This window comes from Aeoliella straminimaris (assembly GCF_024054565.1).
Taxonomy (GTDB): domain Bacteria; phylum Planctomycetota; class Planctomycetia; order Pirellulales; family Lacipirellulaceae; genus Aeoliella; species Aeoliella straminimaris.
The window spans coordinates 487,043-513,216 of sequence record NZ_JAMXLR010000092.1; the positions used below are offsets into that span (position 1 = coordinate 487,043).

Consider the following 26,174-nt stretch of genomic DNA (forward strand, 5'->3'; position numbering starts at 1 on the left):
GAGGGAAGCCAGGTAGGAGGCGGACAAGCGGCCGCCATAGGTGCGCGTTATCTTAACGGTTGGGTAACGGGAATGCAAAATAGGATTTGCGCAGGAGAGTGTACGAAACAGTCACTTTCGCGCAGCGTAGCTACTGTCGCCAGACAGTGGAGGATATTCGGCCATGTGCCATGCGTGTGAAACTGGGTAGTTCGCGTTGAAATCCACACATGCACTTATCCGAACTCCTTGACGAGCTAGAAGCCTTCGCCCGCAAGATCGGCTACACCGACGCCTGGATGGCGGCCGGAGTGATTAACGAGCAATTGTTAGAGAAGCAGTGGAAGGTCTACCAAGAGTCCGACGACCACAACGGCGAGCACTACCGGCACGGCGCCTTCGTGTATTTCGTCAGGAACCGTGAGGAGTTTACGGACGAGGAGGTACATGAGTTGTTGAGCTTGCACGACAACGCGGATGACGTCGACCTCACGGAGAATCGTCTGTTCGAAATGATTCGTTGGCTGCCCCTTGAGCAGTTGCTTTCGCTACGGACTCGATACGAGGGTATGTTCCGCAAGTCCTCAGAGAAGATTTACAACCGCTACGTCGCTTGCCGGCGGATGGAGATGGAGGGTGTGCCTGCGGTGTTTGACGATGTGAAACACCTGGCCGATGGGACACTCGAACGCGACATCGTGGAGCATCCCACCGTCGAGCGGGAACAACTTGATTGGCTGCAAGAACATGGGACCGGCAAGAAGATTCGCAACATGGCGAAAGCGTTGCTGAACTCCAGGTGGTTTAGGAATGCAAAGCCATAGTCTCGAGATATCCGTGCTAATCCGTGGTTAGAATCCATGCGGCCAACTCCTTAGACGCTATCACAATGAACGACTGGACTCTACTCGGAAGCTGTGTGGTGGGTGGCTTATTGGCGGGGCTTGTGCTTAGCCTCTTGTTATGGCTGCGTTTCAAGAAGACTTCCCAACGACTGGCCGGTACACTGATCTCGGTGACGTGGTATTACCACCTTGCCGGTACCATCATGTTCGCGGCGATGGCGTTGATGTATGCGCACTTCGAACGTCCAGCGTTTGCGATCTTCTTTGCGCTAGGATCCGCGATCAATGTCTACTCCACCATCGTTACGATGATCCGCGAGCGAGCGCAGTTTGGTTTCCGCCACGTGCTGATGGCGGTCACGTGCGTGGCAATCCTCGCCGCGTGTTACCGCTGGTTCGGCATCCCCGTCGTGGTGGGGGTGATGATCTTGGCCGATGCGGTCGTCCTGGGACTCGCCTACCGTGCTTGGAAACGGAGCGGCCCGTTGGAGCTTCCCGCCGAGTCGGACTGACACGCAGGTCGGCGACGTGCCAGCCTATGGCGTGTTTCCCCGCAGAATTTCCGCCAGTTTGCCCTGGGCGCCTGCCCGCCAGTGCCGCTGGAAGAACCGTCCCAAACCCTCTATACTTTGAGGTCCCTTTTTTCCCGTGAACCACCGGGGGGCGAGGGGTGTCCAGCCGCTGGCTGGTTGGGCCTTGGAAACTTTTCCCTGGGAGACATTTCGTGTTCGAGTCGATTGCCATTGTGGGCGCCACCGGCGCTGTTGGTCAGATCATTCGTCGCCTGCTCGCTGAGCGTGATTTTCCTTACCAGAAGATCACGTTCCTGGCCTCTGCCCGGTCGGCGGGCACGACCATCGAGTTCAAGGGCGAGACGCACACGGTTAAAGAGCTAACACCCGAGGCGTTCGACGACATCGACCTCGCGATCGGCAGCACGCCCGACCCCGTTGCCCAGGAATTTGTGCCATGGGCCAAGGAGCGAGGCTGCGTGGTGGTCGACGAGAGTGGCTACTGGCGGATGGACCCCAGCGTGCCGCTAGTGGTGCCCGAGGTGAACCCCGAGGCGGCCCTTGCCCATCAAGGGGTGATCGCCAGCCCCAACTGCTCGACGACCCAGATGGTGCTGGCCATGAAGCCACTGCACGACGCCGGCAAGATCCGCCGCGTGGTGGTGAGCACCTACCAGGCCACCAGCGGCGCCGGTGTTGCTGGCCAGGCCGAGTTGGTTGAGAGCGCCCGCGCGCATCTGGATGGCCAGCCGGTGGAGAACAAGGCGTTCGCTCACTCCATCGCGTTCAACCTGATTCCGCAGATCGGCTCGGAGAAGCACGCGGGTTACACCTCCGAAGAAATGAAGATGGTGTACGAGACGCAGAAGATCTTCAGCGACGAGTCGATCAAAGTCTGCCCCACCTGCGTTCGCGTTCCGGTGAGCAACTGCCACAGCGAGAGCATCCTGGTCGAGACCGAACGCAAGATCACCGTGCCCGAGGCGCGTGAACTGTTCGCCGCCACGCCGGGCATCAAGGTGGTCGACAACCTGAGCGCCGGCGAGTACCCGATGCCGAAGGACTGCGATGGCGACGATGCCACGTTCGTGGGCCGCATCCGCGAAGACCTCTCCTGCGAGAATGGCCTTACGTTCTGGTGCGTGAGCGACAACCTCCGCAAGGGCGCCGCCACGAACGCCGTGCAGATCGCCGAGCTGCTGGTGAAGAGCGCCGCGGCAGTTTAGCGCCTTCAGCATGGGGTGGTTGGGGTCGAGCTCAGCCATCCAGTGTATCGATACCATCCGCTCCCCATAGGTCTCCATGTCCGAGCGCTGGCTGAAGCTCACGGTCGCCTACGACGGCACTGCCTACGCGGGGTGGCAGATTCAGCCCAGCCACCCCACGGTGCAGGCCACATTGATGGAGGCCTGGCGCGCGATCACCGGCGAGCAGGTCACGCTCACCGCCAGCGGCCGCACCGATGCGGGCGTGCACGCGTTGGGGCAGATCGTGGGCCTAAGGACCGCGAGCAAGCTGGAATGCGCGCGGCTGGTGCAGGCCCTCAATGCCAAGCTGCCCGAAGATGTGGTGGTTACAGGCGTCGAATCGGCCCCGAATGGCTTTCACGCCACGCACGATGCGCTCACCAAGTGGTACCGCTACCAGATTCATAACTCGCGAGTGCGGCCGCTGATGGACCGCCGGTATCGCTGGCATTTGCCGCAAACGCTCGACGTGCGGGCAATGCAGGCCGCCGCCGACCTGATGGTTGGCCGGCACGACTTCGCCTGTTTCGAGACCACCGGCTCCGAACGGAGCAGCACCGTCCGCACCCTCACGCGGGTCGGGGTAGGGCAGGGGGGCGCTGCGGGTGAGAAAATCGATTTCGACGTCGAAGGCGATGGCTTTCTCTACAACATGGTCCGTGGCATCACGGGCACGCTGGTCGAGGTGGGCCGCGGCGCCCGTGAGCCGCAGTGGGTGGCCGAGGTGCTGGCCAGCCGCGATCGCCGCAATGCAGGGCCAAACGCCCCGGCCCATGGGTTGGTGCTGGTCGAGGTGCGGTACGCCTGACTCCAGTTGGCCACGTCCCCCGGCAATGGGGTACAATCGGGCAGCGGACCCTTATCTACCCTTCTTTGCCCGTGGAGCGAATTGTGGTGAGAAACAGCACACCCCTGCTCATATTTGCCTCCTGCTTTGCGATGTGTTTTGCGCGGCTCCCGGTCGCAGAAGCGGCGGCGACCGATGCGCCCCCCAACATCGTGCTGATTATCTCGGACGATCAGGCGTGGACCGACTACGGCTTTATGGGGCATGAGGCCATCGAGACGCCGAACCTTGATCAACTGGCGCAGTCCGGCATTACCTTTCGCCGGGGCTATGTTCCAACAGCATTGTGTCGTCCCTCGTTGGCCACCCTGGTCACGGGACTCTACGCCCACAAGCATCTGATTACCGGCAACGATCCGGCTCGCACGGCTGCCAATCGAGCCCACGCCCAACGTGCGGGAGTCGACCCGCGCGAGTTATTGATTTCGAACATCGACAAGCATCCAACGCTTCCAAGGCTGTTGGCCGAACGCGGCTATCTCAGCTTTCAATGTGGCAAATGGTGGGAAGGCAGCTACCAGCGGGGCGGATTTACACACGGCATGACCCGCGGTTATCCCGAACGCGGCGGTCGCCATGGCGACGATGGTCTCGAGATTGGCCGGCAGGGAATGCAGCCGGTGTTCGATTTCATCGATACCGCGACCGATGCCGGCAAGCCGTTCTTTCTATGGTACGCCCCGTTCCTGCCGCACTCGCCGCACAATCCACCCGAGCGGATCCTGGCCAAGTACCGACAACAGGGGCGGCCGAAGTCGGTGGCCAAGTACTATGCGATGTGCGAGTGGTTCGACGAGACTTGCGGGCAGTTGCTCGATCGGCTCGACGAGAAACACCTCGCGGAGAATACCTTGGTGATCTACGTCACCGACAATGGTTGGATTCAGGACCCGCAGAGCAGCAGCTATGCGGCGCGTTCCAAGCGCAGTCCCTACGAGGGAGGAATCCGCACGCCAATCATGTTCTCCTGGCCGGGCAAGCTTCAGCCGGCCGAGCGACCAGAGCTGTGCAGCAGTATCGACATTGCACCCACTATTCTGGCGGCGGCCGGAGCTGAGATTCCCGACAACCTGCCCGGTGAGAATCTACTGCCCTACCTGCAAGACGAAGCTGTTATCGACCGCGACACCATCTACGGCGAGTCGTTCGCCCACGACATTGCCGACATCGAAGACCCTCGCGCGTCACTTTTGCATCGGTGGGTGATTCGCGGCAACGACAAACTGTTGCTTACCTACGATGGCGTCCCCGGCAAGATGAAATTTCCGCCTGGCAGCGACGCGCCGCAATTGTACGATCTAGAGGCCGACCCCAACGAACAGACGAACCTTGCCGCGCAGGAGCCGGAAGTTGTGGATGAGTTGGGGAATCTGCTCAACGAGTGGTATGCAGTGTCGGAGAGCAAAGTGAAGGAAGCGGGCGTCGAGCATGACGACGACAGACCACAACGCCCGAACATTCTGCTGGTGTTCGCCGATGATCAACGCAACCACACGCTGGGGTATGCGGGCCATCCGGTGGTGAAGACGCCAAACATCGACCAGCTGGCGGCTGACGGGGTCAGGTTCGAGAACACCTTCGTCACCACGTCGACCTGTTGGTCGAGTCGGGCGTGTTTATTTACTGGGTGTTACGAACGCAAGCACTTGTACCAGGTGCGCCCGGGCCCGCTCAATCCGCAGCTTTGCCAGAGTTCCTACTTCGCCGTGCTCAAAGCCGCTGGGTATCGTACCGGTCACTTGGGCAAGGAGCATGTGACGATCGACAAGCCCTCAGCGGAGGCGATGTTCGATGTGCGCCGTCGAATCGGGCGCAATCCGTACTTCAAACCGCAGCCCGATGGCACCAAGCGGCATGAGACGCAGATCCTGGGCGATTGGGGCATCGAGTTCATCAAGAGCCAGCCGGCCGAACAGCCTTTCTGTTTGACGATCAGCTTTAATGCTTCACACGCGGAAGATGGCGACCACCGGCCGGGCATCGGGCACTACCCTTGGCCCAAAGTGACCGATGGCATGTACGAAGATCAAGAGATGCCGCTACCGAGGCTCGACGATCCGGCGATCTATGCGTCGCAGCCGCAGTTTCTGAAGGACTCCATCAACCGGCAACGCTATTTCTGGCGGTGGGACGCGTCCGAGAAGTACCAGACCAACATGCGGGCCTATTTCCGCATGATCAGTGGCATCGACCACGTCGTCGGCCGGTTGGTGAAGCAGCTCGAGGAGCAGGGGCTCGCGGACAACACCGTGATCATCTACACGGCCGACAACGGTTACTACCTGGGCGACCGCGGCTTTGCAGGCAAGTGGACACACTACGAAGAGTCGTTGCGTGTCCCGTTGGTGATCTACGATCCACGCCTGCCAACCGAAGCCAAAGGCAAGGTTCGCCAGGAGATGGCGCTCAACAGCGATCTGGCGTCCACCATGATCGACTTGGCCGGCGAGACGCCTCCGGTAGCGCACTCGGGACGCAGCCTGGTGCCGCTTGTGCGGGGAGCAACCGTAGCGGATTGGCGTACCGACTTCCTCTGCGAGTTCCTGGCCGTGCCGAAGACAATTCCCCGGTGGGAAGGCGTTCGCGATACCGATTGGGTCTACGCGCGCTACTTCGTCGACGGCCCCGGCGAATCGCCCTATGAGTTTCTGCATAGCCTGGAGGAAGACCCAGACGAGCTGGTTAACATTGCCATGCTTCCGCCCGACCAGCAATCCGCCGCACAACGAGAGGCTCTGGACGCAATGCGCAACCGGTGCGACGCCCTGATAGCGGAGCAGGGGCCGGCGATGGATCAACTTCCTGGTAAATGAAGTTGCTCGATCGCTGAGACCACGAGCTGCAGCGGATGGCTGATCACAAACGTTGGGCCGACCCATGGGCAAAAATCCCAAGCTAGCACCATTGCGGTACCCACAAAATTGGCCTGCTCCTTCGAGGGTCGAACTGATTTGTCGATGGATTCCAATAGCCGGCTGGATCGTTGGTGCGGTGCTTCAACACCGTCGAACAGGTCCTATCGTAAAAGAACTAAACCAGCAGTTCGACGCAAGGCCGCCGCACCCGTTCGATTACTGGGATGATGAGTTGCATCGCCGAGTCGCAAGGTCACTGATTGATAGCTGTGTTCAGGCGTGCTGCTGGCCACACTCTCACTTCATTCCAGGTGACGCTTTTGAAATAATGATGGAGTTTCGTACTGGCGACGGATGCGAGTGGGATGCAATGTTCCGCATCGAGAAGGCTTTGAACATGAAACTCGACGATGCCGAATGGCGGAGGCTCAGCGAGCTAACGCTTCAAGGCACCGTTGAGTACCTCGCCAGCAAAGTACAATCGTCTCACACTTTGTACCCAGGCCACGCCTAATTCATGGCGTTCAGGAGTCAGCGAGACTGCATGGCCACGTTATTCGACGACCCGCAGGAGAATTCTCATGGGCAGTTGGTACGCCCGACCCTGTCTCACAGGACTGCTGCTGTTCTTCCTGGCATCTGTCGCCAATGCCCAGACGCCTTCACACGACTGGAGCTTTGTCGTCGGCTCCAGCCGATTCGGGTTGATTGCCTTTGGTGACATTACCTACGTGTACTACGGTTTCGGATTGGTCTGCGTCCCATTTCCGCCCGGGATGGTGGCGAGCATGTTGGGCTTCGGTCTGGCCATCGTGTTGGCCGCGTTGATATTTGTCGCAACCAGATGGCGTGTGTTGATGGGGGGGACGCGCACATCATGACAGTGCGTCCGACCCAGTACGAGGCACTGATACCGCAAGGAAGTGGCCGCAGACCCTCATCCCAGGCATTCGAGAACACCGTTTTGCCCTAACGCCACTCGATAGGTTTTTTCCTGCAAAGACGGAGGTTAGGCTGTCTTATCTCCGAGAACCAGCCAGAGTGCGTGGACCACACCCGGGATGCCGCCCAACAGGGTGAGGATGATATTGATCCAGAAGTGGGTGGATACACCAACCTGCAGGAAGGCCGCCACTGGTGGTAGGAAGATCGATAGTATGACCTTGACGACTTTCATAACTTCATCCTCTCATCAGTTGTGCGAGAGCAATTGCCGTCGAGCAGAGCGATTGAGTCGTGTCAGTACCTGCGCAGCTTAACCAACGTTCCCCCCGCCGCGCTCGATTGGCTGAAACATCTACCACCATCCTACATCTGCTGTGGCAAGTTGGGCAACACGAGTTCCTGAATTGCCGTTTGCTTCAGTATATTCTCGCACTGAGCTTGGCGGGCAGACTCACGGGCCTGCTGCATGGCAGAGAGGATCAAACTTCCTGCTGCCACGATGATGAGCAACGTGATGCCGACTTCCACCCGCGTAATACCGCAACAGAGGCTAGCCTCAACTGTTACCATGGTGCATCTGGGGAAGAGGGCCAGCGGAAGTGAAGATCGGGAGGTCAGGATTCAGCGTTGCCTGCCAAGATGGTCATACATTGGCAAGCTGGGCATCGGAGTGCTTCCCTGACGGCTTGCCGCCTGTTCAGTAAGTGGGCATGGAGGATTGTATGCCCCTTGGGCCCTGGCAGTAGCGGACTGAAGGTCGGCGGTTCTTCCCGCCAGAACAATCCACTCGCCAGCACATGGTCGAGCCACGTGTAGCCTCGCACCATCTCGATGTCGCATTGAGGACAATTCACGCGGCTATTCCTGACTGGGCTCCTGCGGCTGGAAATACAGCATTCACTGGGATTCTATTAGGCGGCCAGAAGCGGCTCAAGCTGCGCCGAACTGAGGCCTTGGCAGTAACGTCTGCGGCCGAGCTGCTGTAAAAACTTCACTGTTGAAATGGTGCGGGGGCGTGATCCAATGGAGGAGCGAGAAGTTGTGTGCACCCGGCGAGCGGTGGTGGTTCGACCCCACGTCGAGTTGGAATTAGGTGAGTCGGCTGCTGGCGAGGGTGTTGCCCCGCTCGTTCAGGGTGTGGGGGCAGTTACGAGTTTTGGTCCAGCTTGGGAGTTTTGGTCCACCTTGCTGAATAGCTGGGGAACTACTCTCCCGGTTTTGTCCCGCCCCGCGGTTGGTGGAGCCTGGAAAACAAGGGGTTTCACCACTTGGGGGGTGACCAAAACCATCGGAGTTTTGGGCCCATGAATCCGACTGGGGGATATTGGGGATGTTGTACCAATACTCCCTGCGCGGCGGACCGGCAGAAGAAGAGCTACGTCTCCGGAAGGTTTCCGCGCTGTCGGTGAGGCGTTCATCGTTGGTCGGTGGCGGTGGCTACCGCTAGCGGACCCGAGCCTTGAAGGTGAGCACGCCACCTTCGCCGACGTTGAGCGGCTCTTTGATCTCCCAGCGGAGCAGCAGCGAGCCACCTTCGTTCGGTTCGGTGGTGAAATCGGCGTCCAGGGTCGACTTGGCGGAGTCTTCCACGTACTCCAGGCGAGTCGCCAGGTTGTCGACGATCGTGACATTGCCGATGGGCTGATCGCCCACGTTGTCGAATCGCAGGGCAAACTCGACCTCTTCGCCAAGTTGCGCGGCGCCGGTCGAGGCCAGCTTGATCAGACGAATACGCGGCGAGTCGGGTTCTTCCAGTCCGAAGATCTCGCCTGCCTGCGTGCGGCCGATTTGCTGATGAACCTGCTTGCCATCGATAACCACCTGGGCCGACACGTCGGACGCCCAACTGTAGGCCGAGACAATCGCCTTGGCGAGTCGCGGCTTCTCGGCATTGTCGATGATGCCGAGCTTGACCACCTGCAGATTGAGCTGCGGCGCGAGGATGCCTTCGAGGTCGGCCAGCGATATGCGGGCGTTGATGCCACCGGCCTGCTGACGCGCACGAAACAGGCTGGCCGGCTGATCGCCCAGACTGGCGATGGGACCCTTTTGCTCGACCGCCGTGGTGGCCAGATCGGTACGATTGGCAGCGGCCAGGGCCATTTCGTCGATAATACCACCAGGGCCAACGCGATGTTGATTCACCGTAAGCATATCCACGCGACGCACCGCGCCGAACCGCGGGGCATAGATACACACGCGGTTGCTCGGTTTAACAATGACCCGACCATCCTTGGTGTCGTAGTGGGTGATGGTATCTTCCTGCTCGACGCCGTGCAGTCGCCAGTCGTAATCGACTCCGGCCGGGGTGTGGAAGTCGCCACCGTCGCACAGGTACTCGTCCGATGGTCCGACCACAGCGCAGCTCTGGCAACCGCAGTTGTAGGAACCATCGCAACCGGCCGCGGGATCGCAGCCACCAGTGTCGCAGGTACCACTTTGACAGCCGTGGCAGCTACAGGGAGCAACTTCGCCGTGGTACGGCTGGGTGGGAACCCGATCGATCCACTGCTGCGAGGCATATTGAGCTTGCTGAACGGCGTAGGGGGGAGGCTGAGGCACAGTAGCCTGGCTCAGTTCGCTTCCCATACCACCCTGCGAGTAGCCACCAACGTTGGTGTGCGGCGCCAAGGGCGACGTCGACTGGCAAGCACACAATGCAATGACCGCTATCACGATCATCAACGCGCGGAACCAACGCGGAAAGAAGACAACTTGTTGCGCGTAGGGCGTGTGCATGGTCTTGAGAAAGCAGAGAAAAGGTTGGCCAAGCAGTCCGAAGCCGTGCGGCGTAGGGTGCGGCCGTTATGTTTACTCGGCGCTTGGTTTGCGACCGTACTCGATGATCGGAGGACAGCCATAAGTAGCGAAACCTTGCCCAGCGGCCTGCGACAAGTCGCGACCGCCGATTCGCAAGATGGCAATCGGCCGTCCCGCGGCTTCGGCTACTTCCAACGGATCTTCCTCGGGGCGAGCCTCGTACCAGGTGGTCTTGCCGTCGACTTCTTCAACCGGCAACGCCTGGTTGGGATCTTCGACGTAGATCACCCGAGTGATGTACATTCCCTGGGCAGCCAGTTCGAGGTCCTCGGCCGTGATGTCGATCGGCACGGGAAACTTGAGCGCGGCACCGGGTGGCGGATACAAGCGATCGATCAACTCGACCGTGGGATAGATCTCCACACCGGGACGATCGAACAGATTGGTGACCCGAAAGCGGTACACCCGCCCCACCTGCAGGCCCACCAGCGGATTGTCGGTCTCTGGCAGCGTGAACTGCCCGTTAACCGCCATGCCCACCTGCACGCCCGCGGAAACGCGGATCTCGGTGGGCTGAATATAACCCGACAACGGTCCACCCCTCAGAAGTCGCTGACTTCCAATCGCTCCCGGTGGCATGGCGCCCGCGTGCAGAGGATGCCGGGCTGGGCTTTGGGCCGCAGCCATGGTGGCTCCCAACACGCATAAGAGGGCAACCAAACACGTTCTGCCAGCGAACGTCGCTTGCCGTGAGGCAAGTCGTCTGAGGTGGCGGACCGTTGTCGTTGAATGCTTCACAGTACTTACGTCGGGCGTATCGAAAAGGTTCTTAGATGGCGGTGAGTAGGCAAGTAAGCAAGCAGGTTGAATGGATGTTGCCATGTTGGGGCTGCTCGCTTACTCACCTACTCACCGACCATTGCTATCGTTTTACTACTCGAGCAAAGCTCGTTGGTTACTGCTTACTGACAGTACTCACATTGACAATCGGCGTTGTGAGCGGCCGACTTCATGTGGTTCCACGACTTATTCAGAGCCGCAGGAATCAATCCGGGGACGGTGCCACCGAACATCTGCTTCGGAGCGCGGTTCACTTCGTCAATGCGAACGTGGTCGACAGGAGCCGGGTAGTTCATGCCAGGACGTTGCTTGACGGTCATCTTCATTTCGTGCACCGGATCAGGCAGCACCACGCGAGTGCGATTACGCATGCTGTGCTTCTTCAGGCCGGCGGGAACGCCCAGCGGAATGTGGGGCGGACCCGGCAGACCAATTGGCGTACCGGTGATCGGCATGCCATAGGCGGGTGCCATGTTGGCCACCATGTGAGGAGGCACTCCACCCTGCAGGCCCATGCCTGCGGTGGGAGCACCCATCGGCATTTGCGACATCGCGGCGTCGTAGCCGCCACCGTAGCAGCCGCTTCCGCCTTGGGAATAACCCTCGGCGTAACCTCCGTCCACGTAGCCACCTTCGTAGCCCTCGACGTAACCCTCGCCCATGTACTGACCGTCAGCCGGGGCGGGTACATGTTCGGGCCCAACTTCGAAGCCTTCTTCGCTGTAGGGACCTTCGGTGTACTGAGCGGGCGTTACACACGATCCGCCAGCGCACATGCCGGGCGACTTGCTGAGGTCCTTGTTACCCATCCGCAGGATGGCCAGGATCGAACCACGGCGGTCGGCTTCGGCAATCGGATCGACCCCCGGATCGAGGCGCGTGCTAACCAGTGTCTCGACACCAGCCAGGGCGACTTCCGTGAATTCGGGATCCGGCAGGTAAATAACCTTGGTGACAAAGTTGCCACTCAAGACCTGATCGAAGTCCTCTTCGGTGAACTGTACCGGAATCGGAGCGTGAGCCAGGTAAGCATCGGTCCGCGGCGTGACCGGGGCCACTTCCAGCGTGGGATACAGCACCACGGTCTCGCGGCCTGGCAAGTTCGAAACCTTCAGGCGGTAGATGGCTCCCTGGTAGAAGTCCTGCTTACCGGGCACGAACAGCGGCGACGAGTCGAAGCAACCTTGGCCGCTGACATCCCAGTTCACTTGCAGGGGCTCTTCGCCCAGGAACGAAATCTGCGATGTGGCTGGCATTCCAGGCATCCCCATGCCGGGCATGCCGCCGCCGCCGGGTTCGCAGTAGCCAACTTGTTGGATGCCGGAGTTTTGAGTCGGTGCCTGGGTCATGCAACCCATGCCACCACCTGGTCCCATGCCACCGGGTCCCATGGCACCGCCTGGTCCCATGCCCCCCATGGCTCCCATACCACCCATGCCGCCCATGCCGTACTGGCCGGGCACCGGAATCACTCCGGGTCCAGGTCCGCCGACGCCAGGGCCGGGTTCCATGAGCTGTTGGGCTGGAGGCAAGTTGTGGGCCATCTTGGCGCCGGTACATCCGATGGTGGTCAGTGCGGCTGCCAGCACACAGCTAGGCAACCAATGTGTTAAACGCATTTTGTCCCCCCTTGGGAATGATCTCGCCGGCACACCTGCTAGCACCGGTCGCGAAGTGCGGTGGACGCTGTTCCAGCCACTCAGCTAGAATCCGCGACCCATTCAGGCGTTCCTGCCTGCTGTGGTGCATCGCGGCACCAGGACAGCAGACAGAGTACGTCTCTGGGAGTATCAAGTCGGTCCCTCACGACCTGAATCTTTGGCAAAACCGACAAATCCGGCGCATGAAGCATATATTACGCCACTTAACAACGGCCATCATTGGGTTAGGCGCACTGGCTGCACTATTTATGGTGGTGCAGCCAGCCATCAATCGCTCGCGCACCCAGTCCGCCCGTGAGGAGCAGCAAGCGGCCGATCAGCAGGAGCAAGACAACCTGCGGCGGGTGCTGCCCAGGAACGTGGTGGTCAACCCCGACGGCGACCGTCAGCTATTGTTGGCTATCGCTCGGCTCGAGCAGCGGGACAACGTCAAGGCGTCTCTGATCCATGAAGCCCATGTGGAAGGGCTCCGGCTCGATGGCCGCGGCGATTACCTGCAGCGGGGCAGGGGGACCCGGCGGAAGGTGCGGTGGCTACTCGAGAGTCAGCACCAGGGGGTTCGGTCCTCCATTCTGCAGACGGTGTACGACAACGAACTGTTTATCGAACGCCATACCGCTAGTGGAAAGCGAATCGAGAAGGTGGATCTGTGGGATCTGCGGCGGCAAAGTCAAGGAGATAGCAGTAGCGACCCAAACGGCGGCGCGCTGGCCACGATGCCGATATCGCCACAACTGACGGGCAGTTTCGGTGGTTTACCGATGCTACTCGAGTCGTTGCGTACCCACTTCGAATTCACCGCGCCAGGCGCGTTCCGTGCCCCCGAGAGCCTGGGCCTCGGGCCGCAGCCCGTACTGGGGATGATCGGCCGGTGGCGTGCCGAGTCGCTAGCGGGGGTGCTGACCGACCTGTCAGATACGCCCGCCGACGACATCACCTCGGCGGTGTTGCTGCAGCGGTTGCAGGAGCGGATGGCCAAGGGCCCTCTGCCGAGCCGGCTGCCAATGAACGTGATGGTACTGCTGGGGCAGAACGACCTGTTCCCCTACCTCATCGAGTTCCGTTCGATCGAAGACCCGCTAAGTAGCGACGAACTGGAACCCCAAGCGCTGTTTCAATTGAGCCGCCAACCCCTGGCCAGGTTGCAATTCCACGATGTGGTATTCGATGAGGAGATCGGCACCATCCAATTCATCTACGAACCACAGGCCGAGCCGGTCGATGTGACCGAACAGTACGTCGAACGGATGCAGCGCCGCGAAGCGGTGCAACTCGCCCAGCAGCAGCGTCGCGTGGCTAGCGAGCCAGATGGTCCAACGCGTTGACCGTGATCACGCTCTGCTTATGAGCCCGCCAGCGAATGATGTTCAAGTTACAATTGTCCTGAGGTAACCGCCGACGCATCGCAATGGGCACGTGCAGCAGTTCGCCCAGGTACAGACGGTTTACTACGCTGTGCGCGGACACGGCGATGTGCTGTCCCAGATGGTTGGCTGCCACCTGATTGAGGGCGGCCACAACGCGATCGGTCACTTGACGCAGGTTCTCACCTCCCGGATAGCCGTTGGCCACTGGGTCTTCGCGAAACGCCAGGTAGGCGGCATTGTCGTTCGCCTCGATGTCGACCCACGAACGGTCCTCCCACTTTCCGACATCCGCCTCGGCGAGGTCCTCTACCGCAGTCACCGGCATTTCATGGTGCTTGGCGATGGCCTCGGCCGTCTGCATCGACCGTTTCAAAGGACTGGAGTAGATGGCTGCCAGGGACTTGCCGGCCAGCGCTGCAGCCACCTGCGCGGCTTGAGACTGGCCCGAGTCGGTGAGCGGCTCGTCGATGTGGCGTCCCTGCATCCGAGGTGGATCGAGCAGGTTGTGCGCGGTTGCACCGTGGCGTACGAGATAAATCAGGCAATCGTCAGGCATGGGATTTCGGTAGGTAGCAGCGCCTGGTGGAGGGGCTTAGGGCGACGCGGCCAATTTGGCGGCGGTTTCGATGGCGGCGATCATTCCATTGGTCTCGGCGATGCCTTGCCAGGCGAGATCGAGCGCCGTGCCGTGGGCCACACTGGTGCGCACGATGGGCAGTCCCAACGTGACGTTCACTGCCGAATGCATGGCCAGCAACTTCAGGGCAATATGACCCTGATCATGGTACTGGGCCACCACAGCATCGAATTGGCCATCCCGCGCGGCAATCATCAGCGTGTCGGCAGGTAGCGGCCCCGTGGCGTGGATGCCGGCGGCTTGGGCGACCTCGACGGCGGGGCCAATGATGCGAATCTCCTCGTCGCCGAACAGGCCTTCCTCACCGCCGTGCGGATTGAGTGCCGCGACGCCAACACGTGGCTCGGGCACGCCAAGGCGACGCATCATGCCGGAGGCCAGCTCGCATTTCTCGACAATTGCCTCGACGCTAATCAAGTCGAGCGACTCCCGCAGCGAGTTATGCAGGGTCACATGGGCCACGCCGAGTCCGGCGGGGGAGTGATTCGCCACGCCTGGCGGCAGGTAGAGCATCATTCCGAAACGGGGCGTGCCACACAGTTCAGCCAGCAGTTCGGTGTGTCCGGGATAGTGATGCCCCGCGGCGTGAAGTGCGGCTTTGCATAACGGGGCGGTCACCATGCCCTGGATTTTTCCAGCCAGGGCCAGCTCTGCCGCTTTTACCACCGCCTGGAAGGCGACTTCGCCCGTGCGGGCATCCGAGATGCCCGCCTCGATCTCCAGCAGCGAGTTGCCATCCACAGGCAGGCAGGGCAGGGCCGAAGGCGAGGCGGTGAAGTCGCCAGCGGAGTCGATTTCGACGACTTCGGCATCCAATTTCCGCAGCTTGCAGGCCCGACGCATGATTTCTGGCTGTCCGAGCACCAGAGGACGGCAAATCCGGTGGATTTGAGGGTTGTTCCATACCCCGGCGATCACCTCGGGCCCCACGCCTGCAGCGTCGCCCATGGTCACAGCAAGCACTGGAAGAGGGGAATCGTGCATGGAGGGCGAGGCGGGCGACTGGGCGATGGGGACAAACAGGTGATTTTACCGCACCCAACCGGCCGGCAGAACGGGCCTCGCGGGATGCCCTATTTAGTGGAAGAATCGCGGCCGTTGGGCCGAATTTAACAGTGCTGACGGTTGTGTATGGTCAACTGCCCAAGCAGACTGGGGCCTTCAGGCAAAGTGGTCCGATGACAATCGCCAGCGGGCTACTATACTGTAGTTCTGGCTTATTTTACCCAACCTCGCTACTCTGACCGACTCGCGCCCGCAGGATTCGACCACATGGCCAAAGCAATGACGTTCGGCGGCATGGCCGTGGCCGGCTTGAGTCTGCTTCTGTTCGGACTCGATTTGGTGGCCAAGTTCCCTTTTGGCCGGCAAAGCATCTTGATAGATATCGGCTTCGTTATCTGTGCCGGTATCTTGGGCTACCTGAGCTGGAACGCCTACCGCGACCTGTAGTGCGGATCTAGGCCGCAAGGCGGGGCGTTGCCAATCGCGAAACTTCGGCGGCCGCACTGCCGGCTGTCTCCATTGCCAGCCAGCCACGGCCATGGTACTCGGCCACCAAGTCCAGCATGTGTACGACATCGTCCGACAATCGTCCATTGCTTTGAGGGCTAAGCTGCCACAGCAGGTGCAGCCGTGTCGACTCGCGAACCGTGTGGTGGATACGTCTTTCGAGTTGGGCGACCTCAATGTTATCCCCTGGCGTAGCAAGCCGATCGGTGACAGGGATCTCCCAGACGCCCCAGGTTAACGCACGTGGCAACCCTGTCCGGCTGGGCGGATAGTCGGACCCCAGCGGCACGAATGCCTCGACTCCCCACTGAGTCAGCAGGGAAGGGTGGACTCCAGACGCCGCGGCAACCAAGCTTCGCAGAGGCAGTTCGACTCGTTCGGCGATGTGGGAGAATCGCGGGAAGCCCGCCGCCTCGTTGCCAATATCGCCGCCCCGGAGGACGAATGCCAGTTCATGGACTACCCGGCCGGCAAGTAGCGATTGAGCCAACCGCAAGTCGCTACCCGTATGAGCGATGGCCCACGTGGCTGGCAGGTGGCGTTCGTCCAGAACGGTGAAGGCCTCTTGGAGCATGGAGGGGCAGGGGGGCGTAGCCCCGTGGTCGACCGGCAGTACCGTGATGGCCATACGCGGTGCCCCTGACGAGCGAAACCAACGACTGATCCAGCGCATTTGCAATTCCCCTCACCACAAGCGACAATCGTATATAGCCGCCAGACACGCTGCTGTAGGTATGTCGACACCTGTTCCATCGGCTGATGACTAGTATTGTCGATAGTCGGTCGGAGACTTAAAACAATGACGGTCGTTCGTCGACCAATAGAAAGCGCAGGCGAGTTTCGCGAAGTACAGGACGCTTCGGGGGTAGGAATTTGAACAATCTCAAAGCCAACTTTCGCCCTTTTCCCTTGCTAGCAGGTGGGCATCGCCAGACGCTGGCCGCCCACTATATCGCTGCAGAATACCAGCTTGCCGGCACCATGCAGCATTGCGTGGCGCTGGACGACGGCGACCAACTCGTATTGCACGACGACCGCCCAAATCGCTGGCAGGTGGGCGATCCGGTGGTTTTGCTGGTGCACGGCCTGTGCGGTTCGCATCAAAGCCGCTATGTGGTCCGCATCGCACACAAATTGCATGATCGAGGCGTGCGTACCTTTCGCGTCGACCTTCGTGGCTGCGGGGCAGGGGGGCACCTGGCTCGCACTTCCACGCACTGCGGTCGCTGGAGCGACCTGGAGCCACCCTGTGCACACATCGGCGAAGTGGCACCCGGCTCGCCGATCACCCTGTGTGGGTTTTCTTTGGGCGGAGCACTGTCGCTCAATCTGGCCGCAATGCCTTCGACTCCGCCGAACTTGTCGCGGGTGGTGGCCATCTGCCCGCCGGTGGACTTGTTCGCCGTGGAGCGTCTGCTTAAGCGGCCGCTCAACAAGCAGTACGATCAGTACTTCGCACGCTTGTTATGGAAGATGGTTGTCGAGCGTGCCGAGACAATCCCCGGCGCTCCACAGGTGCAGCACCTGCCACGTCCTCGTAAGCTACGCGAGTTCGACGAGTCCTACACCGTGCCGCTGGGTGGCTATCGAAACGCCGACGACTACTATGAGCAGGCTAGTGTGGTAACGCGGCTCGAACAAATCAAATTGCCGACGCGAATCATCGCGGCGGCCAATGATCCGATTGTTCCTATCGAACCACTGCAATCAGCCACGTTGGGCGAGAGAACGCACCTGTTGGCCACTGGTTGCGGTGGGCACTTGGGATTCGTCGGGCGGCGGGGCACCGATCCCGATCGCTATTGGCTCGACTGGCGGGTGATCGAGTGGGTAACAGGCTCCAAGGACTCTGTCGCCGACGAATCTGCCGCCGATCCGGCCCCACCTTCGCGGTGGTTTGGCTCGCGGCTTCGCTGGCGAACGCCGCCGACCCAGCTCACCGATTAGTCCACTTTACGGGCCGCCACTGTTGGACGGCACCACCAAGATCGAATGTCCGCACCTACTCCACCGTTGGCGATGCTCGAATCGACCGACGAACCATGGTCGCGGCCCGACGATCGTTTCATCCCGGTGCGTGCCAGCGATCTGGTCCACCATCTGGCACACGATGCGGCCCGGTTCGGACTCGATGCGGATGCGGTCCGAAGCTTTGCCGGGGCGCTAGGGGAAGTAATCGATCGCGAGACTGGCACTTTCGAGCGACGGCTGGCCGACGCCTACGCTCGCTTTAACCCCGATCGCGATACGCTGACGGCGGCCGATCTGGAGCCCGCCACGCCCGACGAGTACGAACTGCTCTGCACGCAGCTGGCGTACCTGCTCGACAAGGCGAACTACGAGGAGCTGAGCGACGTGGAGATCGCCCAGGCGGTGCTCCGCGCTGGAACTCGCAATCTGAGTGTACGGGTCGACCCAACTCGCATCGAATTTCTGCGGCTTTGGATTCGGGGCAGGGGGGAGACCACCAAACGCGAGCGGTGCCGTTGGAGGCCATGGCAGCATCAGGAGACCAAGGTTTCTGTCTTCAAGCGGTTGATGATCGTTGCGCGACTAAAGGACGAATCTTATGTGCGGCTCAAGTTGTTCAAAGAGATTCCCGAAGCCGAGGTCGAGGCACTGCTGCCACACGCCGAAGCGACGATGAGCCTGTGGGACCGCATTAAGCTCTTGGGCACCGGCGCCGGCACGCTGGGAGTCACCGTCATGAAGATCGCCGTGGGCTTTGCGGCGATTTGGACGCTAGCGAAGATCTTGCTGGTTGGGATCGTCACGCTGGGCATCCGTAGTGCGCTGGGCTATCGCAACGCTCGCATCAATCGCGACTGGCAGCGGACGCGGCACCTGTACTTCCAGAACATGGGCAACAACGCCAGCGCGCTGCAACTGCTGGTGGCGACCGTAAAGCAGGAGGAGTTTAAAGAGGTTGTGCTGGGGTACGTGTTTAGCCATTCCGGCGAAGCAGCAACTCCACAGCCGCCAACACTTTGCGAACACGTGGAGCAGTACCTGCACGACCAGTTCGGTGTAGATGTCGATTTTGATATCGCCGATGCCGAAGGCAAGCTTGCCCGACTGGGACTTCGCGGGGAGGAACAGGACAGCGTCATTCTACCCATCGACCAGGCCATCGACCTGCTTCGGGGCAGGGGGACTGGCAGCACTACATCTGCGCGGATGCTGGAGTGTTAGCGGTGTTAGGGCGTGGGCCATGCGAATGGCCTTCCATCCGACCTGCCAAATAGGCCACGGTGAGTCCCAGCAGCAGTGCGGTCGAGAGTTTCCAGCGATCGTGATGGTGGAACTGCAGTTCCGGCAACAGGTCACTGCCAGCGATGCAGAGAAACACGCCCGCCGAAAACGCCAGGGCAGGCGGTAGGGCAAACCATGTAGGTCCCACCTCGGGAGACAATCCCAATAGGAAGAGTCCCGCGCCCGCTGGGATGGCCAGCGAGAATAGGGCGTTAACGTACGATCTGGCTGAAATCGAATAACCGCTGCGCGCCATCAGCATCGCGATGGTCATCGCGTCGAATGGCTTGTGCAGGAAGATCACCAGGAAGGTGCCCAGGCCAGGAAGTAGGCCGCCGCCATGACCATGGGCAACGCTCGCCGCGAGCGCTACACCCGCTAGCAGGCTGTGTAGTGTCAGGCCAACAGCCGCACCCGTCCAGGTTATATCGTGGGCGTGGTCGGAGTGCGGTTCGTGCGAACATCCCGGACCATGGACGTGCTGCTCGTCATAGACGTGTTCTTCGTCGGCCGGCGCTTCGTGATGGTGGAAGCAGAAGAACCGTTCGATAAAGAACATGGCCAGAAAGCCGATCACGAACCATGTCATGAGGTTCATGATGGTCGAGTTCATCTCGCTGCCGGGCTGTTCGAGCGCCGAGACCAGGGCATGGGGCAGCATATGTAGCACGGCTACACCAAAGATAATGCCAGCGACGAAGCTTACCGCCACTTCCATCCAGCGGTGCGTCAGGTTCCACCATACCGGGATCATGCCACCCACCACGGAGGAGAGCAGGATCAGCACGCAGTAGTAAACAAGGAAAGCGGTGGAGGACATCGGCGCCGATGCAAGGGGGAAAGGGGTAAAGCGGAGCGTAGGCAAGTTGTGGGCAAGCGTGCTAGTATGTTCGCAATCCCACCGACTTACAACTGACTGCCACGCCAGCCTCCAACGACCGGCAAACCTCATGCGAGCTCTAGTACAACGGGTCAGCCAGGCCAGTGTCACTGTCGAAGGGGAGGTTACTGGACAGATCGAGCAGGGGCTGTTGGTCCTGCTGGGGGTCGGGCAAGACGACTCCGCTAAAGAGGTAGCCTGGATGAGCGAGAAGCTCGCTGGCCTACGTATCTTCGACGATGCCGATGGCAAGATGAACTTGTCGCTCGAGGACGTAGGCGGTGGAATGCTGGTCGTAAGCCAGTTCACACTCTTCGGCGACTGCAAGAAGGGCCGCCGGCCGAGTTTCATCAATGCGGCACCGCCAGAGTTGGCGGTAGAGCTCTACGAGCAGTTTGTGGCCGCCGTTCGCCAACGTGGTATCAACGTCGGCACGGGGCGCTTTCGCCAGCATATGGATGTTGCGCTGGTGAACGATGGTCCGGTCACGCTTTGGGTCGAGTCGCCTTAATTATCGGGGCACGAACCCACCCCCCGCGCGGTACACCGCTTCGGCCGAGCCGATGCTCGGTTGTCCCGAGTTGGGCGAGAATCCTCCCCCTGACGGTGGATAGCTTGGCGAGGTTGTCCGCGGAGTGTTGGGCGATTGCTGTGGGAAGGATGGCGAGGCACCCCATGGCGACGAAGGTGCTGGAGCGAATTCTGATTCGGGGTTCCCCAGAGCGTCGGGAGTGGGTGACATCGTCGACTCACCGCTTCTCACCCGACTGCGAACGTCGTCGATCAATCCCTCCTTGGCGTCGCGTAGACGTTGTGCGTTGCCGGCGAGTTCCGGGTAACGCGTTTCGAGGTATTGATTCACGCTCGGCTCACCGGCCACCATGAGGCCCACAACGGCTAATTTGGCGTAGGTGCTGAAGTTGGCCCAACCGTTCTTGCTCCAGAACTTCAGCGCCGTACCGAACGAGCGTTTAATACGCCAAGTGCCCCCCTTCCATTCAATGCTGTAAAGCTCGTCGAGGCACAAGTGAGACATCGCGCCAAAGAACACACCGCCTGCTTTCAGGTAGCGAATCGGTTCGTTGCCGGCGGGACCACAAACCAGGAATGCCAGGCCCGCAAAGATCATCACCGCCGGAATGCTATGCCACATACCCCGATGCACGGTGAAACGTCCTAAGAGCGACGCGCCTGCAAAGCGTATCAAGAAATACAAGCAGGCCGCGATCAACACCAAGTGATCGTATTCCAGGTTGAATGATTGAAAGCGATCCACCAGCAGCATCGGCACGATGCCGGCGGCGAAGCCTGTCGACTCGCGGATTGGAATGCCGGAGTCGCTATCCAAGTCGGGCAGCATGCCCGACACGCCACACAGACCACCGGCCACGATGGACGACTCGATCGGAAATCCCATCGTCATGCCCATGCCGGCATAGCCCACACCCAGCACCGAACTGGTGGTCACGTGTGTGCGAAAATCGGCCATGGCAAATGTGGTTGGCGTTTAGGCGGTAGCGATAGGTGGTGGAAGGATAGGAATTGCGATGCGTCCAGGCAATATCTCATCGACAGGTGCTGCCACTGCTAGCAGGTTCCATGGTGGCAGGAAGACTCCAGCTTGTTGGGGGGGAACTGCCCTTCGCTATCGCGTAGTCGCCCGCTATACTTCCGCCCCGTCCGCATTCCCGCGCTTTGGGCCCCCTGCTGGCATTGCTGGCAAGGAGTCACCCCCTACCTTATTGCTTGATCGAGAGATCGACATGCAGACCTACGACCTGCTGATGCTTGTGGTGCTGGTTGGCGCCACGTTGTTTGGATTCGTCAAAGGCATGGCGTGGCAGGTAGCCTACCTGGCATCGCTTATTGTCAGCTACTTCGCGGCGGTGAAGTTCAGTCCGCAGCTAGCTCCCATGTTTGGCGAGACGGAGCCTTTTAATCGCTTTGCCGCCATGCTGGCTGTGTACGTGGCAACGTCGCTCGCCATATGGCTCATTTTCCGTGGTGTCGCCGGCGCGATCGACCGTGTGAAACTCAACGAGTTCGACCGCCAGATGGGCGCCTTGATTGGCTTTGCTCGCGGCGTGCTGTGGTGCATTGGAATCACGTTCTTTGCCGCCATGCTGCTCGAGTCGCAGCGGTCTGCAATTCTCAACTCCAAGGCCGGACACTACATCGGTGTGTTGCTAGCCAAAAGCGACGCCGTTTTTCCGCCCGAGGTCCAGAAGGTCGTCGGTCCGTACGTCGATCGCATTGAGAAAGAGCTGGATAAGGAACAACCGGCAGGATCAGGATGGTCCGTATCAAGCGACTGGCCGCAAGGCGGGCAGGGGGGGCAGGGGGCAAGTTGGCCCTCGGGCTCGCAGTCCGCGCAGCCCGCTCAACAGCCTGCTGCTGGGGCCCCTGCCAGCGGCGGTACAACTCCGTGGCCGAGCTCGGGGACGAGCAGTCCGCCGGCGAACTCTTGGCCAAGTTCTGCCACCAATCCAACACCCTGGCCGAACCAATGACGGGGCAGTTGAGAGCATCGCTCGGGCGACGCAATGAACGCTCCATCGACGCCGGCGTGAGCCTTAGAACGATGCTCGTCACGCCATGCTTCGCACGAATCGCTGTTCGGATAACGAACGTCCGCAGTCAGGGTAATGGGCCTAGAACCCCGGTAAAAACAGCTCTAAAACGAACATAACAGCGATTATCGGACGTTGGCTGCTGGGTTCCCTGTCAGTAGTCGTACTCGCTAAGCACCTCGGTCTGCGACATTTCGGTCCGCAGGGATTCGATCTCTTCGGCCGTCAGTCCTGTGTGTATCAGCCTCAACCATTCGAGGCCGTCGAGCTCCGCGATCAGCTCCCGCGCTCCCTCGGAAGTGAGATCCAGATGGCTGATGTAGAGCCGCCTCAGACGGCCCAGCCCAGCCAGTGCTTCGAGTTGCTGAAGCGTGAGCTTCTCGTCCGGCTGTGCGGGATTTCCGCTCAGCCAAAGCTCCTGGAGGGATCCGCTGGACTGGAGGAATGTTAGATCCAGCGGCTCGATTCGTGTGTTGCTGATGAGCAGCGATTCGAGCGGGAGCATCGCGATGCAATCAAGGCCGCGATTCGTCAGCCCTGAGACATAGAAGTTGCCTGACTTCAGGCCTGGATGGTCGCGCAAATGGGTGCACAGGCTGACCAGTCGGTCCTCGCTAATGGGTCCGTCGACCCCCAAGTCGAACATTTCCGGCAACGCATTGAGCTGCCACGGCTTGAGGCGATTGGCGGCTCCATCTTCCAGGATTACGCGAGCCACCTGTCCGTACGGAAACTGTGGCTGCGAGTCAGCCGGATAGCCATGGTGAGGATCCTCCTGGTAGAAGATCGTTCCGCCGGCGTCGTAGACGGCTTGGATTGCCAAGGCGTGCCGTGCTGCAGGGATGGCTAGCGATCCGGCTGCGATGCTGGCAACGATCGCTGCGCAGATGGCAACGAGCAGGATGTTTCGAGTCGGCGGTCTCTTCAGCCAGACGACCGCAGCGAAAGCCCAAGTGGCGGCTGCCAGTACAAGAGCTGCGGTTGCGGCCGGCAAGGAATCCATTATTCCACCACGGCGTCGTAAACCACGGTGTCGTCGGGAATCCAGTTCTCGTCGCCAGCGACCAGCACCTTCCATTTCTTCGGCCGCTCGCGGAGCAACTCAAGCGTCTCGGTCACTTGGCGATGGGCCCGACCCGAACCGGAGACGATGACGGACAGGTTGCCCGGAAAGAAAACGATGCGCGTCGAGTCATTCGGCGCCCGATGCAGCGAAGCTCGTAAGACCTCCAGCAACGGTTCGGCATCGACCGTGGCGTAATTGGCGGCAGGCGCCTGCGGACCGAGCGCCGCTGGCTGGATGGGAATGGGCTCGACCAGATCGTGTACGTCGTACGCCATGGAATAGTCCGAGCCATAGCGCCAGGCGCCGTCGCCCATCTGGTAGCCATGACGATAGGCGGCCAGCCAAACACCTGCGGTGGTAATCAATAGCAGCAGGAACGCGAGTGAGAACCGAACCGCCTGTTTCTTCTTCATGTTGGCCATCCTTATTGCGGAGAATAAATGATGGAGCTACACGGAGGCCGCTTCTTCCAGATACATGCCGATCTTGCGGAACTTTTCGTACCGCTGGGCAACCAGCTCGTCAGGAGGCAGTTCGGTCAATTCGCGAAGCGTTTTGACCAGGTACATCTTTAGTCGGGCAGCCATCTGGTAATGGTCGCGATGCGCGCCACCCGTCGGCTCTTCGATGACGTCGTCGATTGCCCCCAGGCGTTCGAGGTGCCGCGAGGTCAGCTTGAGTGCCTTGGCAGCGTTCTCGGCGTAGTCGTGGCTCTTCCACAAAATGCCGGCGCATCCTTCGGGGCTGATCACCGAATAATAAGAGAACTCGAGCACCGCGACGCGGTCGCCCACGCCGATTCCCAACGCGCCGCCCGAGCCACCTTCGCCAATCACCACGCAGATGATGGGAGTCTCGAGCCGCGACATCTCCAGCATGCTCTCGGCGATAACCTGGGCTTGGCCACGTTCTTCGGCACCAATGCCCGGGTAGGCGCCCGGCGTGTCGATCATGCAGATGATGGGCAGGCCATATTTGGCAGCCTTCTTCATCTTGAGCATCGCCTTGCGATAGCCTTCGGGGTGCGCGCAACCGAAGTAGCACTCGTTGCGTTCTTTGAGCGTCTTGCCTTTATGATGGCCCACCATCATGACTTTGAATTCGTCGATCTTCGCAAATCCAGTTCTCAGTGCGCGGTCGTCGCCAAAGAACTTGTCGCCATGCAGTTCCACGAACTCGTCGCAGATCAAATCGACGTAGTCGGTGAACATGGGGCGATCGGGATGACGCGCGACACGCACTGTCTGCCACTCGTCCAGGTGGCTGTAGACGTCGCGAGTCTTGTCGAGCAGCGCTTTGCGCGCCGCACGCAATTCATCTCGCGCGCTCGCGGAATCCTGATCGTCGGTTTCCAGTTGATAGATGCGTTCCTGCAAATCGCGAAGCGGAGCTTCGAAGTCGAGTTGGTACGATGTATTCGCCATGTCTTGGTGGGACGGCTTGATGTCCGTCGGTGCCTTGGTTGGGTGTAAGTATTTGGCTACTGACTCCGCCAGTTTTCAGGCTTCGTCGTGGTCGTGCTTGTCCACCTTCGGTGGCTTGGGCGGTCCATAGAACAATTGAATTCCACGCAACTCCATTTGTGCGTCTTTCATGGTGGGTGGTCGCTCGTCGGGATCCTTGGCCATCAGTCGTTTGACGAAGGCGGCGAACTCGGGAGTGATGTTCTTGTCGATCACCGTCAGATCGGGAGGCTTGGACTTCAGGTGCTTGTTCAGCAACTCCTGGAACGAGTTCGCCGTAAACGGTGGCTTGCCGTTGAATAGCTCGTACGCCACGCAGCCCAGGCTGTAAATATCCGCGCGGGCATCGACGTGCTGCCCCCGGATCTGTTCGGGCGCCATGTAGCTGTGGGTCCCCTGAACTGCCGCCTTGCCCGAGAAGATCTTGCTGATGCCCGTTTTGATCTTGCGAGCAAGGTTGAAGTCGATCAGGCGGACCTCACTGTCATCGGCGACCAGGAAGTTGTCGGGCTTGACGTCGCGGTGTACCCAGCCAGTCTTGTGCATGTGAGCGAGCCCCGAGGCACAGTTCATCAGGATTTCCTTGGCCCGGCACTTGACTTCGAAGGGATTGCTGACGATTTGCTGCTTGAGGTTCGGCGTCTTGAAGAACTCCAGCAGCATGTAAGCGCCGTTGTTCGTGGTGTTGAACTCGTAGGTCTTGATGATCTCCGGGTGATCAAGCGTCTTGCCCACGGCGAACTCGTGCCGCAGCTCGCTGAGCGCATGCCGAGTGTATTTTTCCCCCGGGGGCAGCCACTTCATGGCGAAGAGCGTGTTCTCGGACATGGGGCGCACGGCCCAGATCTGATACACGCCGCCGGCGCGAATCAGGTGAAACATGCGATAATTGCCTACGAATTCACTACCTGCCGACACGCTTGACCTTTGCCGCTG

General features: G+C 60.3%; 27 protein-coding genes. 13 read left to right on the forward strand and 14 right to left on the reverse strand.

Annotated features, from left to right (window positions below):
* Positions 1-209: 209 nt before the first annotated feature.
* The 7 genes from NG895_RS27685 to NG895_RS27715 all read left to right on the forward strand — a co-directional run bounded on the left by NG895_RS27685 (position 210) and on the right by NG895_RS27715 (position 7,166).
* The gene (locus NG895_RS27685) at positions 210-803 is read left to right on the forward strand and encodes a hypothetical protein (RefSeq protein ID WP_252855812.1); all 594 of its coding nucleotides are present in this window, start codon (positions 210-212) and stop codon (positions 801-803) included.
* Positions 804-868: 65 nt separating this feature from the next.
* Positions 869-1,336: a hypothetical protein gene (locus NG895_RS27690; RefSeq protein WP_252855813.1), complete on the forward strand. Its 468-nt coding sequence runs from the start codon at positions 869-871 to the stop codon at positions 1,334-1,336.
* 212 nt (positions 1,337-1,548) lie between these two features.
* Positions 1,549-2,562: an aspartate-semialdehyde dehydrogenase gene (locus NG895_RS27695; protein ID WP_252855814.1), complete on the forward strand. Its 1,014-nt coding sequence runs from the start codon at positions 1,549-1,551 to the stop codon at positions 2,560-2,562.
* Between the two features lie 76 nt (positions 2,563-2,638).
* A complete protein-coding gene (truA, locus tag NG895_RS27700; RefSeq protein ID WP_252855815.1) occupies positions 2,639-3,391 on the forward strand; it encodes a tRNA pseudouridine(38-40) synthase TruA in 753 nt (250 codons plus the stop codon).
* 131 nt (positions 3,392-3,522) lie between these two features.
* Positions 3,523-6,243, forward strand: coding sequence for a sulfatase-like hydrolase/transferase (locus tag NG895_RS27705; protein WP_252855816.1), 2,721 nt, complete (start codon positions 3,523-3,525; stop codon positions 6,241-6,243).
* A gap of 373 nt (positions 6,244-6,616) precedes the next feature.
* Positions 6,617-6,799, forward strand: coding sequence for a hypothetical protein (locus NG895_RS27710; RefSeq protein WP_252855817.1), 183 nt, complete (start codon positions 6,617-6,619; stop codon positions 6,797-6,799).
* Between the two features lie 67 nt (positions 6,800-6,866).
* A complete protein-coding gene (locus tag NG895_RS27715; protein ID WP_252855818.1) occupies positions 6,867-7,166 on the forward strand; it encodes a hypothetical protein in 300 nt (99 codons plus the stop codon).
* A gap of 128 nt (positions 7,167-7,294) precedes the next feature.
* Here NG895_RS27715 and NG895_RS27720 read toward each other — a convergent pair whose 3' ends face one another.
* From NG895_RS27720 to NG895_RS27740, 5 genes are all read right to left on the reverse strand, one after another.
* Positions 7,295-7,462, reverse strand: a complete 168-nt coding sequence (locus NG895_RS27720; protein ID WP_252855819.1) for a YqaE/Pmp3 family membrane protein — start codon at positions 7,460-7,462, stop codon at positions 7,295-7,297.
* Positions 7,463-7,593: 131 nt separating this feature from the next.
* A complete protein-coding gene (locus NG895_RS27725; RefSeq protein WP_252855820.1) occupies positions 7,594-7,800 on the reverse strand; it encodes a DUF1559 domain-containing protein in 207 nt (68 codons plus the stop codon).
* 873 nt (positions 7,801-8,673) lie between these two features.
* Positions 8,674-9,969, reverse strand: a complete 1,296-nt coding sequence (locus NG895_RS27730; protein ID WP_252855821.1) for a hypothetical protein — start codon at positions 9,967-9,969, stop codon at positions 8,674-8,676.
* Between the two features lie 72 nt (positions 9,970-10,041).
* Entirely contained in the window at positions 10,042-10,581 is a 540-nt protein-coding gene (locus NG895_RS27735) for a hypothetical protein (RefSeq protein WP_252855822.1), read from the reverse strand.
* Positions 10,582-10,952: 371 nt separating this feature from the next.
* Positions 10,953-12,449, reverse strand: a complete 1,497-nt coding sequence (locus NG895_RS27740; protein WP_252855823.1) for a hypothetical protein — start codon at positions 12,447-12,449, stop codon at positions 10,953-10,955.
* Positions 12,450-12,673: 224 nt separating this feature from the next.
* Here NG895_RS27740 and NG895_RS27745 point away from each other — a divergent pair, with 224 nt between their 5' ends.
* Entirely contained in the window at positions 12,674-13,816 is a 1,143-nt protein-coding gene (locus NG895_RS27745) for a hypothetical protein (RefSeq protein WP_252855824.1), read from the forward strand.
* Here NG895_RS27745 and NG895_RS27750 read toward each other — a convergent pair.
* Together NG895_RS27750 and pdxA are read right to left on the reverse strand one after the other, a co-directional pair.
* Complete coding sequence (locus NG895_RS27750; RefSeq protein ID WP_252855825.1) at positions 13,788-14,414, reverse strand: histidine phosphatase family protein; 627 nt, start codon at positions 14,412-14,414, stop codon at positions 13,788-13,790. The two genes, NG895_RS27745 and NG895_RS27750, sit on opposite strands and share 29 nt — an antisense overlap.
* Positions 14,415-14,450: 36 nt before the next feature.
* Positions 14,451-15,479 carry a 4-hydroxythreonine-4-phosphate dehydrogenase PdxA gene (gene pdxA, locus NG895_RS27755; protein ID WP_252855826.1) on the reverse strand — a complete coding sequence of 343 codons (1,029 nt, stop codon included), beginning with the start codon at positions 15,477-15,479 and terminating at the stop codon, positions 14,451-14,453.
* Positions 15,480-15,767: 288 nt separating this feature from the next.
* Here pdxA and NG895_RS27760 point away from each other — a divergent pair, with 288 nt between their 5' ends.
* Entirely contained in the window at positions 15,768-15,947 is a 180-nt protein-coding gene (locus tag NG895_RS27760; RefSeq protein WP_252855827.1) for a hypothetical protein, read from the forward strand.
* 7 nt (positions 15,948-15,954) lie between these two features.
* Here NG895_RS27760 and NG895_RS27765 read toward each other — a convergent pair whose 3' ends face one another.
* Positions 15,955-16,635: a hypothetical protein gene (locus tag NG895_RS27765; protein ID WP_252855828.1), complete on the reverse strand. Its 681-nt coding sequence runs from the start codon at positions 16,633-16,635 to the stop codon at positions 15,955-15,957.
* Between the two features lie 245 nt (positions 16,636-16,880).
* Here NG895_RS27765 and NG895_RS27770 point away from each other — a divergent pair, with 245 nt between their 5' ends.
* Together NG895_RS27770 and NG895_RS27775 are read left to right on the forward strand one after the other, a co-directional pair.
* A complete protein-coding gene (locus tag NG895_RS27770) occupies positions 16,881-17,954 on the forward strand; it encodes a YheT family hydrolase (protein WP_252855829.1) in 1,074 nt (357 codons plus the stop codon).
* Between the two features lie 45 nt (positions 17,955-17,999).
* Positions 18,000-19,199 (forward strand): DUF3754 domain-containing protein, encoded by a 1,200-nt coding sequence (locus tag NG895_RS27775; RefSeq protein WP_252855830.1) that lies wholly within the window; start codon positions 18,000-18,002, stop codon positions 19,197-19,199.
* Here the strand turns inward: NG895_RS27775 and NG895_RS27780 are convergent.
* Entirely contained in the window at positions 19,171-20,079 is a 909-nt protein-coding gene (locus NG895_RS27780) for a ZIP family metal transporter (protein ID WP_252855831.1), read from the reverse strand. The two genes, NG895_RS27775 and NG895_RS27780, sit on opposite strands and share 29 nt — an antisense overlap.
* Positions 20,080-20,209: 130 nt before the next feature.
* Here NG895_RS27780 and dtd point away from each other — a divergent pair, with 130 nt between their 5' ends.
* On the forward strand, positions 20,210-20,650 hold the full coding sequence (gene dtd / locus NG895_RS27785; RefSeq protein ID WP_252855832.1) for a D-aminoacyl-tRNA deacylase: 441 nt from the start codon (positions 20,210-20,212) through the stop codon (positions 20,648-20,650).
* Here the strand turns inward: dtd and NG895_RS27790 are convergent, their stop codons facing one another.
* Positions 20,651-21,628, reverse strand: coding sequence for a metal-dependent hydrolase (locus NG895_RS27790; protein ID WP_252855833.1), 978 nt, complete (start codon positions 21,626-21,628; stop codon positions 20,651-20,653). It lies immediately after the preceding gene.
* Between the two features lie 274 nt (positions 21,629-21,902).
* Between NG895_RS27790 and NG895_RS27795 the strand changes: the two genes are divergently transcribed.
* Entirely contained in the window at positions 21,903-22,649 is a 747-nt protein-coding gene (locus tag NG895_RS27795; RefSeq protein ID WP_252855834.1) for a CvpA family protein, read from the forward strand.
* A gap of 214 nt (positions 22,650-22,863) precedes the next feature.
* Here the strand turns inward: NG895_RS27795 and NG895_RS27800 are convergent, their stop codons facing one another.
* The 4 genes from NG895_RS27800 to NG895_RS27815 all read right to left on the reverse strand — a co-directional run bounded on the left by NG895_RS27800 (position 22,864) and on the right by NG895_RS27815 (position 26,120).
* Positions 22,864-23,532, reverse strand: coding sequence for a leucine-rich repeat domain-containing protein (locus NG895_RS27800; protein WP_252855835.1), 669 nt, complete (start codon positions 23,530-23,532; stop codon positions 22,864-22,866).
* Between the two features lie 179 nt (positions 23,533-23,711).
* Positions 23,712-24,188 (reverse strand): hypothetical protein, encoded by a 477-nt coding sequence (locus NG895_RS27805; RefSeq protein WP_252855836.1) that lies wholly within the window; start codon positions 24,186-24,188, stop codon positions 23,712-23,714.
* 36 nt (positions 24,189-24,224) lie between these two features.
* On the reverse strand, positions 24,225-25,199 hold the full coding sequence (locus tag NG895_RS27810) for an acetyl-CoA carboxylase carboxyltransferase subunit alpha (protein ID WP_252855837.1): 975 nt from the start codon (positions 25,197-25,199) through the stop codon (positions 24,225-24,227).
* Positions 25,200-25,274: 75 nt separating this feature from the next.
* Positions 25,275-26,120 carry a serine/threonine protein kinase gene (locus NG895_RS27815; RefSeq protein ID WP_252855838.1) on the reverse strand — a complete coding sequence of 282 codons (846 nt, stop codon included), beginning with the start codon at positions 26,118-26,120 and terminating at the stop codon, positions 25,275-25,277.
* Positions 26,121-26,174 lie beyond the last annotated feature (54 nt).